The sequence below is a fragment of the Paenibacillus lutimineralis genome (assembly GCF_003991425.1).
Classification (GTDB): Bacteria; Bacillota; Bacilli; order Paenibacillales; family Paenibacillaceae; genus Fontibacillus; species Fontibacillus lutimineralis.
The window spans coordinates 2,701,293-2,714,592 of the sequence record NZ_CP034346.1; the positions used below are offsets into that span (position 1 = coordinate 2,701,293).

11 protein-coding genes are annotated in these 13,300 nt (G+C 49.0%); 9 read left to right on the plus strand and 2 right to left on the minus strand.

The window, feature by feature from the left end:
- Window positions 1-214 precede the first annotated feature (214 nt).
- The 6 genes from EI981_RS11490 to EI981_RS11515 all read left to right on the plus strand — a co-directional run bounded on the left by EI981_RS11490 (window position 215) and on the right by EI981_RS11515 (window position 7,747).
- Window positions 215-1,072 (plus strand): undecaprenyl-diphosphate phosphatase, encoded by an 858-nt coding sequence (locus tag EI981_RS11490; RefSeq protein WP_126998230.1) that lies wholly within the window; start codon window positions 215-217, stop codon window positions 1,070-1,072.
- A gap of 105 nt (window positions 1,073-1,177) precedes the next feature.
- Entirely contained in the window at window positions 1,178-1,768 is a 591-nt protein-coding gene (locus EI981_RS11495) for an AAA family ATPase (RefSeq protein ID WP_126998232.1), read from the plus strand.
- A 294-nt stretch (window positions 1,769-2,062) separates the two neighbouring features.
- The gene (gene thyA, locus EI981_RS11500; RefSeq protein ID WP_126998234.1) at window positions 2,063-2,857 is read left to right on the plus strand and encodes a thymidylate synthase; all 795 of its coding nucleotides are present in this window, start codon (window positions 2,063-2,065) and stop codon (window positions 2,855-2,857) included.
- 74 nt (window positions 2,858-2,931) lie between these two features.
- Window positions 2,932-3,429 (plus strand): dihydrofolate reductase, encoded by a 498-nt coding sequence (locus tag EI981_RS11505; protein WP_126998236.1) that lies wholly within the window; start codon window positions 2,932-2,934, stop codon window positions 3,427-3,429.
- A gap of 177 nt (window positions 3,430-3,606) precedes the next feature.
- Window positions 3,607-5,094, plus strand: coding sequence for a glutamate synthase subunit beta (locus tag EI981_RS11510; RefSeq protein WP_126998238.1), 1,488 nt, complete (start codon window positions 3,607-3,609; stop codon window positions 5,092-5,094).
- Window positions 5,095-5,440: 346 nt separating this feature from the next.
- Window positions 5,441-7,747, plus strand: a complete 2,307-nt coding sequence (locus EI981_RS11515) for a type IA DNA topoisomerase (RefSeq protein WP_126998240.1) — start codon at window positions 5,441-5,443, stop codon at window positions 7,745-7,747.
- Window positions 7,748-7,822: 75 nt separating this feature from the next.
- Here the strand turns inward: EI981_RS11515 and EI981_RS11520 are convergent, their stop codons facing one another.
- Both EI981_RS11520 and EI981_RS11525 read right to left on the minus strand, forming a co-directional pair.
- Entirely contained in the window at window positions 7,823-8,599 is a 777-nt protein-coding gene (locus EI981_RS11520; protein WP_126998242.1) for an HAD family hydrolase, read from the minus strand.
- 101 nt (window positions 8,600-8,700) lie between these two features.
- Entirely contained in the window at window positions 8,701-9,618 is a 918-nt protein-coding gene (locus tag EI981_RS11525) for an ArsR family transcriptional regulator (RefSeq protein ID WP_126998244.1), read from the minus strand.
- 180 nt (window positions 9,619-9,798) lie between these two features.
- Here EI981_RS11525 and EI981_RS11530 point away from each other — a divergent pair, with 180 nt between their 5' ends.
- From EI981_RS11530 to EI981_RS11540, 3 genes are all read left to right on the plus strand, one after another.
- On the plus strand, window positions 9,799-11,001 hold the full coding sequence (locus EI981_RS11530; protein WP_126998246.1) for an MFS transporter: 1,203 nt from the start codon (window positions 9,799-9,801) through the stop codon (window positions 10,999-11,001).
- A 290-nt stretch (window positions 11,002-11,291) separates the two neighbouring features.
- Window positions 11,292-12,026 carry a phosphonate ABC transporter ATP-binding protein gene (locus EI981_RS11535; RefSeq protein ID WP_126998248.1) on the plus strand — a complete coding sequence of 245 codons (735 nt, stop codon included), beginning with the start codon at window positions 11,292-11,294 and terminating at the stop codon, window positions 12,024-12,026.
- A gap of 8 nt (window positions 12,027-12,034) precedes the next feature.
- On the plus strand, window positions 12,035-13,291 hold the full coding sequence (locus tag EI981_RS11540; RefSeq protein WP_227011801.1) for a hypothetical protein: 1,257 nt from the start codon (window positions 12,035-12,037) through the stop codon (window positions 13,289-13,291).
- Window positions 13,292-13,300 lie beyond the last annotated feature (9 nt).

A 13,300-nucleotide genomic window follows, 5' to 3' on the forward strand; every position in this document is an offset into this window, starting at 1 on the left:
AATATTACGATATAGTGATACAGAAGTCAATTCCACATTTTTCGTACAAGCGTGCATATAAATAGGAAGTAATAATGAAAGGTTTTGCTCGATCCAATAAATTGAAAGTAAAAAAGCTGTGCTTGATTTCTTATATAATGAACTGGTAAAGTTGAAACGGGCCAAATTTTAATGAGATAAGAACGAACGCTTTGAAAAGGAGATTAGGCAGGAAATGGACAATATTTTGGACTTTTTGAAATCAGTTATTCTAGGTATCGTAGAAGGGATTACCGAGTTCTTGCCGGTTTCCTCCACAGGCCATCTCGTAATCTTCGAGAACCTGTTAGGTTTTGAGGGTACAACCCCTTCCTTTGTAGAGATGTATACTTATGTGATTCAGCTTGGCGCCATTCTGGCGGTTGTCGTCCTGTATTGGGCCAAAATCAAGGACACGCTCGTGAACTTTTTCCCCAAGAAGGTTGGGTTTGAGCGTTCCGGGTTCAGGTTCTGGCTTATGCTGGCGATCGCATGTATTCCTGGCGGAGTATTCGGTGTTTTGCTGAACGACCTATCTGATAAGTATCTATTCACACCGGTTGTCGTAGCGATTACGCTATTCTTCGGCGGGATTTGGATGATGTATGCTGAATCTAGATTCCGGAATAACAGAGCTCCGGGAATAGGCGGCGATGAACTGAACGTGACGGTCAAGCAAGCGATTATTATCGGTGCCTTCCAGTGTTTGGCTATCATTCCAGGGATGTCCCGTTCCGCTTCCACGATTATTGGGGGCTGGGTCGCTGGATTGTCTACGGTGGCAGCTGCGGAGTTCTCGTTCTTCTTGGCGATTCCAGTTATGGTCGGCATGAGTTTGTTGAAAATTTTGAAAATCGGCGGGTTGACAAGCCTGACTAGCACAGAGATTATTTCACTTATTATCGGCTTTGTCGTATCTTTCATTGTTGCGTTGGCCGTGATCCGGAAATTCATCTCTTACTTGCAGAAGAAGCCGATGAAGGTATTCGCGATTTATCGTATGATCTTTGCAATTTTCGTACTGGTAGCAGGGATAGCGGGGATTTTCCACTAATATAATAGTTGCTTGAAGCCAGGATGCCTGGGCATGAGGGAGTAACCTTTATCGCTCAGGCTTCGTCTTTTTATAGAGGTTCAAGTCAGACAGGTGGGTGAGAATGTGATAATTTGGATTAATGGAGCCTTTGGCTCGGGCAAGACGACCGCGGCATTCGAGTTACAAAGGCGGATTCCTGATTCTGTTGTGTATGATCCTGAGCACGTTGGCTTCTTCATCAGAAAGCAATTGCCAAAGTCTATACATAAAGGGGATTTTCAAGATTATCCGATGTGGCGGGAAATGAATTATGCCATGCTGAAACATTTGAGTGAGGAGTATAGCGGGACCGTTATTGTACCCATGACAATCACGAACCCGGACTATTTTGCCGAGATCGTCGGACGATTACGAGGTGTCGGGACAGACATTTGTCATGTTACTTTGCTTGCTTCCAGGGAAACTTTACTTAAGCGCCTTAAAGGACGGGGGGAGAGGTCGAACTCTTGGCCGATCCAGCAGATAGACCGCTGTCTAGCCAGTCTTGGCACAGAGGTGTTCGCCGAACATGTCTATACCGATGAGTTGACGGCGGAAGATGCTGTTGAACGAATTGCTTCGATCAGCGGTGTTACGCTGCTCCCCGATACAAGAAGCGGCTTCCGGAAGGCGCTCGATCGCAAGCTGATTACGATCCGGCATATTCGCTTTTGATCACGAAGTGAATCAAGAAGTAACCTCGGCATCGAATCTTGAATTCAGCCGGGTCTAAGCAGATGCTTACGAAGTCATGTTTCCTGCGGAAACATCTCAGGTGCTCACGTACCCAAAACGTACGCTTCGCTCCTCAGACCCTAGCTTCATCCAACCTTCTCGGTGCTGAAAAGCGAATTTTTGAGCATATTTTAATCTCAGGGCAGGATCACATTCTACTACTACATTGTAAAATTACAGTCTGTTATAATGAATAAGATATGTTATAAAACGAGTATTTGAGGTGTGCTATAGATGAGAAATTATTTGGATTTACTACAGGATGTAATGGATCACGGAACGGAAAAAGAGGATCGGACAGGCACGGGTACTTATTCGGTTTTTGGCAGACAATTACGCTTTGATCTCAGCAAGGGGTTCCCACTGATGACGACGAAGCGGATTCACTTGAAGTCGGTTGTACACGAACTGCTCTGGTTCCTCAGCGGAGACACCAATATTAGATACTTGAAAGAGAACGGGGTCCGCATTTGGGATGAATGGGCGGATGAGAACGGAGATCTGGGCCCTGTCTATGGCTCGCAATGGCGTTCCTGGCCGACACCGGACGGAAGAAGAATCGACCAGATTGCAGGTGTGATCGAATCGATCAAGAACAATCCGGATTCGCGCCGTCACTTGGTCAGTGCTTGGAACGTAGCTGAAATCGATGAGATGAAGCTGCCGCCTTGTCACTTCGTATATCAGTTCTATGTGGCTGATGGGAAGCTCTCTTGTATGCTGACCATGCGATCTGTCGATACTTTCCTCGGTTTGCCGTTTAATATCGCCAGCTATGCGCTGCTCACGCATATGGTTGCACAGCAATGCGGTCTGGAGGTAGGCGAATTCATCTGGTCAGGCGGAGACGTGCATATTTACAAGAATCATCTTGAACAGGTGAAGACCCAATTGGAGCGTGAGCCGTATCCTTTGCCACAGCTGGTGATTAAGCGCAAGCCGGATTCTGTTTTCGACTATGTCTATGAAGATTTCGAATTTGTCGGCTACCAGCATCATCCTGGCATTAAAGCCCCTGTTGCGATATAGAAGCTAGCCAATGATAGCACTGCCTGTAGAGCGGCTATTTGATGAACGGATTCCAGGAAGGTGGATGTAAAAACATGGGGATAACATTTATTTGGGCTATGGCCAGGGACGGAGTTATTGGTCGGGATAATGATTTGCCTTGGCGTTTGCCAGCGGATATGGCCTTCTTCAAAGCACAAACGACAGGGAAGACCGTACTTATGGGACGTAAAACCTGGGAGTCGATGCGCAGCCGCCCACTGCCGAACCGTCGCAATGTCGTCATGACGAATGATGGCTCGTATCATGCTGAGGGTGCGGAGATCGTACATACGGTTGAAGAGGCGTTAGCTCTGGCGGATGGCGAGGAATTAATGGTGATTGGCGGGGCGGGGATTTTCCAACTGTTGATCCCTTACGCGGATCGCTTGCTGGTGACGAAGATTGATGAAGACATTGCCGGAGATACTTTCTTCCCGTCGATCGATTGGTCCGAGTTCCAGCTGGAGCAGGAGAGCGCAGGAATTCGTGATGAGAAGAACCCTTATAATTACCGGTTTTTGATCTATGTAAGGCGTCATCCGTCTGCATAATAGTGCAAAATATCAATTTATTAATCCATTAATAACGTTCCCCTGGGGTGCTAACATCAAGTTACACGATAACGGGAGGGTTCACTAGCGGTTGCATTTCCGTATGCGCTGCATAGACAAGCCGGATCAGTCGATCCGGCTTGTCTGCTCTCGTTGGCAACGGATGGGGGAAATAAGATGTCTACACCAACTGGATTTATGGAGTTTACCCGTCACCTACCGGGAGACCGCAGTCCGCTGGAGCGAGTAAATGATTGGCAGGAATTTCACAAGCATCTGACTGAACAGGAATTACAGAGACAGGGAGCCCGCTGTATGGACTGCGGAACTCCTTATTGTCATACAGGGATCGAGATGATCGGGGGTACTTCAGGTTGTCCGCTGCACAATCTGATTCCGGAATGGAATCATCTCATCTACCGCGGCTTATGGAGAGATGCGCTGGAGCGCCTGCACAAGACGAATAATTTTCCGGAGTTTACAGGCAGGGTCTGTCCGGCTCCTTGTGAAGGTTCTTGTACAGTAGGGCTCATTGGCCAGCCAGTAACAATCAAGACGATTGAACAAGCGATTGTTGACCGAGGCTTCGAGGAAGGCTGGATTGTAGCGGAGCCGCCTGCGCACTGTACGGGTCATAAGGTTGCGGTCGTCGGCTCCGGTCCGGCGGGGCTGGCCTGTGCAGCGCAATTGAACAAGGCTGGACATGAAGTGACTGTGTATGAACGCGCGGATCGGATCGGCGGTCTATTGATGTACGGCATACCCGCGATGAAGCTGGATAAGAAGATCGTACAGCGTCGTGTCGATCTCCTCGCTGCCGAAGGCGTAAAGTTCGTTACGAATACGGAAATCGGTAAGGACATCATGACACAGCAGCTGATAGATCAATATGATGCGGTTGTGCTATGCGGCGGGGCGACAAGGCCGCGCAAATTCGAGATTGAAGGCAGCCATTTACACGGTGTGCATTATGCGATGCCTTTCCTGAACGGCACGATCAAGAGCTACCTCGATTCCGGGCTACAGGATAGGCAATATATTTCAGCGGCCGGCAAAGATGTAATCGTAATTGGCGGTGGAGATACCGGATCAGATTGTGTCGCTACAGCTCTGCGCCATGGATGCCGTAGCATTACGCAATTTGGCACGCATGTCAAGGCACCGCTGGAGCGGGATTCGCTTGCCAATCCGTGGCCACAATTCCCGAATGTCTATACGCTCGATTATGCTCAGGAAGAGGCCAAAGCGTTGTATGGGGAGGATCCACGGGAATTCTCTATCATGACCACCCGCTTCGTCGGCGACGAGCAGGGGAACTTGAAGGAGCTGCACACGGTTCAAATCAAACGTACAGTCGATGGGGAAGGCCGTAAAACCTATGAGCCTGTTCCCGGGACGGAACGGGTATTCCCAGCCCAACTAGCGCTCGTTGCTATCGGATTTGATGGGCCGGAGACAACGATGATCGATGAGCTGGGGCTTGAGACAGACCGCCGAAGCAATGTCAAAGCGCGTTACGGCAAATATAACACGAATGTTGACAAGGTATTCGCCGCCGGTGATATGCGCCGCGGGCAAAGTCTGGTCGTGTGGGCCATCCAGGAAGGCCGCGAGGCGGCACGGGAAGTCAATAAGTTCCTGACAGGGGACGGAATCCTAGCGTAATGAGGTTGTTAACAAACAGGGGCCACAGTTATTGACTTCTAATATAACGTGGTATCGCTATTTCAACTTAAACGCGCTGCTAGAAATTTTAACGAAACTGGGTATCGTTATTGAAGCGAATTAAGGGCTTTACGACTGAATTTCTTCCAAATAACGATACGGTGTTTCGTTAGATTTCAGTGACTACTATTTCTGAGGAAATAACGGTCTGTAGTTTCGTTAGACGAAAACGTGAAGCGAACGATGTGAAAATATGCTATAATAGATGTTAGCTACAGGGCTGCGCGGAGCGCGGCCCTTTTTATCTGTGGAACTGGAATGCTAGGAAAGAGGGGCGCTTGAAACAATGAAAACGCTCGTAATTGCTGAGAAACCCGATATGGGACGAACGATCGCCGCGGTGATTGAGCCGCGGGCGAAGAATAATCGCTCTTATCTGGAAGGAGAGCAATATATTATTACCTGGGCGATCGGACATCTACTCGGTTTGGCCGAGCCTGACGCCTATGATGACAAGTATAAAAAATGGAATTTTTATGATCTGCCAATCATGCCAGAGCAATTCAAGATTGTGCCGAATCCGAAGACGAAGGATCAATTGAAGACGATCGGCGAGCTGGCCAAGCGTTGCAATGCGGTTGTAAATGCCTGCGACGCCGGGCGCGAAGGACAATATATCTTCGCTTTGATTCAGCAGCGGCTTAAGCTTATGCAGCCGGTCAAGCGTCTGTGGATCTCTGACTTGACCTCCGAGAGTATCGCCAAAGGCTTCGCCGAGCTGCGGAGCAGCGAAGAGTTCGCGAATCTGACGAAGGCAGCGCGGGCGAGAAGTGAGGCCGACTGGCTCGTCGGTATGAATGCCTCACGTGCCTTTACAACAAAGCATAATACGCTGCTCTCGGTCGGCCGGGTGCAGACGCCTGTACTCGCGCTGATTTATGACCGTCAGAAGGAAATCGAGAGCTTTGACTCCTTGACTTATTACGAGATCAAAGCTGAATTTGAACAGGACGAGCGGTTATATATCGGAACCTGGCAAGGGGATCGATTGACAGATGCAGAGAAGGCTCGGTCTTTAGCGGATAAAGTACGCGGCAAGCAAGGCCAGATCGTGGAATATGAGGTTAAGGAGACGAAGGAATATCCTTATAAGCTGTATGACCTGACGCTGCTTCAACGTGATGCGAACGCGAAGTTTGGCTACTCGGCCAAGAAGACGCTTGATTTGGCCCAGGCTTTATACGAACGCCATAAGCTGATTACATATCCGCGTACAAACTCCAATTATGTAACTGAACAAAATATCGAAGGCATGCACAAAACGCTACATATGCTGAAATCTACGGATTATAAGGAACTAGCCGAGGGCGGGAACCAGAAGCGGGTTCATGTGAACAACAAGTCGGTCTGCAATCCTTCTCGTGTGGAGGATCACCATGCCATTCTGCCGACCTTAAGAAGGCCGGGAACGCTTAGTAAGGAAGAGGGGAATATTTATGATCTCGTCGTCCGCCGCTTTTTGTCGCATTTCTATCCGGCAGCTGAATATAAGCAGCACACAGTGATGACGGAAGTTGAGAAGGAATTGTTCAAGACGAATGTTAAGGAACTGCTGTCCTTGGGCTGGAAAGTGTGCTTGCCCGGTGATGACAACAAAGCTTCAAAGCGCGGCAAGAAGAAGGACGAAGAGGAAGACCAAGAGGAAGAGGTCAGTGAGCCGTTCTCTGTTGACCGCAATAAGCCGGTGCTATGTAAGGAAGCTGAGGCGAAGGAGAAAGCCACTCAGCCTCCGAAGTCTTATACCGAAGGCACGCTGCTCAAGGCTATGGAGAGTGCTGGCAAGCAGCTCGAGAATGACGAGCTCCGCGAAGCGATGAAGGATGCGGGGCTTGGAACACCAGCGACCCGGGCCGCAACGATCGAGCGCCTGAAAAGCGTCGGATATATCACGATGCAGGGCAAGCGGATCACGGTGACGCAGAAGGGGCGCACTGCCATCGAATTAATCAGGCATGCTGGAGTAGAGCTGTTAACTTCTCCCGAGATGACAGGGCAGTGGGAGCGCCGACTGTACCAAATCTCTAAAGGAGAGGCGACCAGCGAGAAATTTATGGAGAACGTGAAGAAATTTACGATCTCGATTGTTGAGAAGGTGCGTGTACAGAAGAAAGCGGACGCTTCGCGGTTTGACGGTGGCCCTGAGGAGAAGGGCAAGCGCGGCGGCCGCACAGGCTCTCGCTCCAAAGGAGGCGACTCCACAGCAGGGACCGCTTCCAGGCGAGGAAGCGGCTCATCCGGCAGCGGGCGAACTGCTGGGGGAGCGGCAGCCGGACAAGCCGTTGGCTCCGGGGGTTCGGCGGGCTCGTCTGGCGGCTTCGAAGCGTTGGCGCCGTGCCCGCGCAGCGGCTGTGGCGGTCAGCTGATCGAAGGCCGCAAAGGTTATGGCTGTACTCATTATAAGCAGGGCTGCGGCTTTGTCATTTGGAAAGAGTATGCCGGTAAGAAAATTTCGCGCACGATGCTGCAATCCTTGCTTGAAAAAGGCCATACGCAAATTTTATCCTTCAAGCATTCAGAAGGAGATTACAAAGGCCGAATCACGCTGCTTGATCCCGTGAGCGGGAAGTTAAATGTAGAACGGACAGAGGGTTAATGACAAAAAACTGGGCCGATGGAAAAATCCATCAACCCAGTTTTTTTATATCTATTTTCAGTTCAGTGCATAGCACTATCTGGATCTGTGCGACAATTTCTTAGCGCTGCGGGCTTGCCCGGAGTCGGATATAATGGACGGGATCTCTTCGAGCGAAGCTACCGTATATAAATAGGAATCATTACGCGGCGCCAGCTCGATGAGATTGTAGGACCATTCATCAGGATGCTTGATGTAGATGGCATGGATACCTGCCGTGAGAGCTGGCGAGATATCGGTCCGTAGACTATTCCCGATCATCCATGTGTTTTGACGATGGAACGGACGAGAGCCCAGAATCTCTTCCAATGCATCAATATTTTTATGCTGGCGGATAAAGATACGATCTTGAAAATAATCAGCCAGCTTCATTTGCTCAATTTTCCGTTGTTGGATCACGGTCTCACCGCCGGTGTAAAGGTACAGCTCATGCTGCTGCCGTTGCAGGAAATCGAGCGTGTCTATCATACCTGGATAAGGTTCAATGGATTGTTCATAAACGCTGAGGCCAAGCCGCATAAGCTGCTTTTCTTTAAGTTCCTCGCGGCGCTCGCCGAATTGCTGGCAGAAGTAGCGGTAGGTATCAATCAGCGATTCCGGGAAATGCTGACTGGCGAATCCAATTTGCTGTACTCCGGCCACATCGATTTCGATCTGTTTATCACGGATTTCCTTGATCGGCAGCTGGTATCCGCTGAACCATTCCGATACGAGGTCGGCAAATTGGCCGAGAATCAGTTCGAAATATTTGTTGCAGTAGATCAAAGTGTCATCAAGATCGAAAATGATTTGTTGTTGCACAGTCTGTTTCATCTCTATCACTCCTTCTTGCACTTGCTCTATATCATATTTATCTTAACTTATCAGAGGCAGCAGCAAAAATGCAAATGTTGTTCATCATGCCAGGCCAACCATTAAATGCGAATATAGGACTCGAGGAACATCTGCAGCTCGGAGGCGCCGTCTGGCCGGATGCTGAACTTCTCCTTACTGCGGTCAGTAAGATGAACGCGAAGCATACCCGCAGATCTGAGAATCATCAATTCATGGTGCAATTGCGCCCTCGACTCATTGGTGTCCCGGATCATCTCCTGCATCGACTTCGGCTCATTCGCCAAATAGCGCAGCAGTTGCAGACGTTCCGGCTTGGATAACGCCTGGGTCAGTCGAAGCAGGCAGATTGGCGGCTCGTCCTCATCAGCTTCCGGAATATCGATCGGATATTGGATAAGCAGCTCTTCCTTGAAGAAGCAATACGTATTTATCGGTCTGAAATGAATGGATGGAACGAGAATAATATGCTTCACGGGAAGCTCCTGATCGAGCACAAGCCCACCCGAGGCAAATTCGATGAGCGGCTCGGGATCCATTTTCTCAAGCAGATCCTTCTTCTCCATGGCGTCCTCTTCCATCATGCCCGCGTACAGCTCCTCGACACCTTTAAAGTAATTGTCATGCCAAATATTAAGGAGCGGCGCATAGTTAGTCTGAAGCCGTTCCACATCTTCCAGGGTCGCAGCGGGAACGTACGGAGTAATCCGGGCGAGTAGTGAACCGGTATTACCGTGAGACAACGCCTCCAGATAGCCAAGGATTTGTACGGATGAGTCCCGTTCCAGCGCCAGGGCGTAGAGCAGATCATAATCGCCGAACGGATAGTCAGCCGCCTCAGCGAAGGCTTGCCGTGCTTCCTCACTAAGGTTCTGTTGAATGTCGTGAATCCATTCGCGTCCGATGTCCAGATTGTTAATCCATTTTCGTGTAGTATATAACATGAAGCTGCTGAGCAACTCATAAATCGGTGACACATCGACTTTTACATCATAAGCCATCCGTCAGTCCTCCCAGAACTATAATGCATACCTCTTAATTATGCTTGTGAGAATAGGGCTTGTCTACTATAATGTTTAGGGGTTGTTTTACCGATTAATCTCACTATCACATATGACTTAAAGGGAAAATCGTCATATTGTCATGACGGTTTTCTTTTGTTATGCAGGAAGGAAGGCATCATGACAATAACATCAAATTCTAGTAAATTTCCGATAAGGGTATCGCCATTTTTCTTATTGACATTGGTCATTATTATATCGGGGTTAAGCCAAGGACTGCTTTTACCAGTTCTTGCTATCTTCATGGAAGAGCGGGGAATCCCTTCCTCTGTGAACGGGATGCATGCCGCTGCTCTCTATGTGGGTTCATTTGCCATGACATTGGTTGCCGAGCGCGTGCTTGGACGTACTGGCTTCAAGAAGCTGCTGATCGGCGGCATGATAGCGGTTATGGTCGCTTTGCCGATCTTTCCGTTAGTCTCAAACTTGTCTATATGGTTCGTACTGCGTCTGATTGTCGGAATCGGAGACAGCGCGATTCATTTTACCTCACAGCTTTGGCTGCTCCTGCTGTCACCCAAAGAACGTCGCGGACGGAACCTTTCACTCTATGGTATGTCCTACGGGCTTGGCTTCAGCTTCGGCCCCTTCGGGATCCGATTGTTGAGCTATGGTCAGCTTCTTCCATTTCTACTATTGTCTATTCTTACCGCAGTAGGGGTACTCCTCGTTATACTTCGGATGCCTAATAAGTATCCAGAGAGAGCAGCGGGTAGTGTGAAGGAAACTCGTAAATACGGACGAATTTACAGGCTGGCCTGGTTTGCTCTGTTCACGCCATTATTATATGGATATATGGAATCGACGATGAACAGCAATTTCCCAATTTACGGCCTGCGGATCGGATTAAGTACAGAGCAAATCGCAACGCTGCTTCCTTTCTTCGGAATCGGTGGTCTGATTCTGCAGCTTCCGCTAGGAATGCTGAGCGACCGTTATAGCCGCAAGGTAGTATTAATGATTGCAGGCCTCGGCGGAGGGACGCTGTTCTTGATCGCACCGCTGGCAGGGAATAACTTCTGGGGCTTACTGCTGCTGTTCCTGGGTGCTGGTGGCCTAGTTGGTTCCTTCTTCTCGCTTGGACTTGCTTATGCCGCCGATTTGTTGCCAGCAGCGCTGTTACCGGCTGCGAATGTGATAGCTTCTTTCCATTTCAGCCTTGGAAGTATTCTCGGCCCGAATGTCGGTGGAGCTGCGATGGAATTTATAAGTCCGGGTACGTTATTCATCCTTCTGGGCAGTTTGTATGTGCTATTTACTTTGGCTGGATTCGGCTTTAGAAAACAAACTCTCGAAAAAAATGAAAATATGAACAGGCTGTAATGGATTTTCACGGCTATTTCCAATACACTATAGATTAGAGTGACTTTTGAACTTTTGAACACGAACTTATAGAGGTTGTTCAAAAAGTCCACTTTTGATCACGAAGTCAATCAAGAAGCTATTCGGCATCGAATCTTGAATTCAGCCGGGTCTTCCGGTGCTCACGTACAAACTACGTACGCTCCGCTCCTTTCGACCCTAGCTTTATCCAACCTTCTTGGTGCTGAAAACTGGCCTTTTTGAACACGAACTTATATATAGATATAGGTACAACCAAAGGAGAATCGGACATGATCAAGGTTAGCCACTTAAAAAAATCGGTGGATGGGAATAAGAAGCAAGTACTATGTGATATCAGCACAGAATTCGCTCAAGGGGAACTAGTCGGTATTGTCGGTGCAAGCGGCAGCGGAAAGAGTACGCTGCTCCGCTGTCTAGCGCTTCGTGATTCATGGAACAGCGGAGACTATACATGGAATGAGGACAAGCTGATCGAGGGCGGCGGTAAGGGGTCGCATAAAATGCGCTCCAGATTTGCTTATCTGGAACAGAATCCTTCTCTTTATCCGGAGAGAACGGCGCTCAAGAATGTTCTGATCGGACAAGTCGGTCAAGTATCGGCGATTCGCCGCTTTACCGGTATGGTTCGTTCAGATGATTATATGGGAGCGATGGACGAGCTGGAGAAATTCGGTTTGCTCGATAAGGCCCATGTAAAGGCTGGCAAACTTAGCGGTGGAGAGAAGCAGCGGGTGGCCATTTGCCGAGCACTTGTCCATGGCGCTAAATTTATCGCTGCGGACGAGCCCACGATTGGACTGGATCCCAAATCAGCTGAGAGAGTCATCGAGACCTTCAGCCAACTGTGCAAAACCCAGGGAACGACCGTAGTGACTGCACTCCCGCTTGAATTGGCCGAGAAATATTGCACGCGAATTTGGGGTGTTCAATCGGGGGAACTTAAGATAGACATCGTTGGGAGACGGCTGACTGCTGGGGAGAAACGATTAATCGATTTAGCATGAAAAGAGTGATGAGTTTGAGAGGTAATATGAGACGCTGGCTGACGTTATGCTCTGGATGCTTGCTGCTGCTCTTGCTTAGCGGCTGCAGCATCATTGATGATCCAAAAGCATTAATGCGTACGCCGCAGCTGTCCTCGGACCGGGAATCGCTGTTCAACGTCATTAATGTCGAGACGAAAGGCTCGATTATAGCACCAAAGGATGTGAAGAGCTCAATTCGAACCGCTGATCTGGACAATGACGGCGTGAAGGAAGCGATCGTCTTCTATGAGACCCCTGACGAGACAGTACGTATCCACGGCATGATTCTCAAACAGCAAGGGGATAGTTGGAGCGTTCAGGTTCGCTTTGATGGCGAAGGGCAGAATCTTGAAACTTTCGATTTGAAGGATCTGGCCGGCGATGGTCGCCTGAATATTATCGCAGGCTTTTCCGGCGGGGGAGAGGATGTACAGAAAGGTCTAACCATCTATTCGTATGATGGCGAGAAGGTGGACAATCTGCTGACCCTGCCGTACAGTAATTTCCTAATTGATGACCTTAATCAGGATGGTCAACTGGATATTACAGTCGTGAACTTGAAGCGGGAACAGAATGCAACTGTAACTACTTATCAACTTGATGGAACATCGTTCAAGGAACTGGATCAAATCCAATTGGATGACGCAGTTGAGGAATATTACAACACGGTGAGTGGCAACATTACACCGAAGCTGAGGGGAATTATTCTGGACGCTTCATTCGGGGCCCATTATGCATATTCTCATATGCTTGTGATGAAGAATGGCAAATTTGAGGATCTGGTACCATCCCAGGATTTCACTTTCAAGAACTATCCGGTATACAGTGGCGACGTGGATGGTGATGGCATTCTAGAGGTGGCACGGTCGGAGAAGCCGATTGGCTGGGAGGAACCCCCATATGACATGCCGCTCTTCTCTTACTATCAATGGGATGAGGGCGTCGGCTGGAAGTTCGTCAAGCAGCAGTATATGGACCCTTCAGGTCGATTCTATTTCAACTTCCCGAAGGAATGGACCAATAACGTAACGATCGATCCGAAGTCCAATCCGGATGAACATCTATGGTTCGTCAAGGTGGATAGCGGGGAGACTGTGGCGGAAATACGCTTCTTCTCACTATCTGAGTGGGAGAACTATAAGGATCAATGGGAGCTGCTGGCCTGGGATTATGACAAGGTTATCGGTTTTTATAGTAAGTCGAACATGAAGGTGAATAAGGGCGAACAGGAAATTAAGCGATAGAGGCTGTTT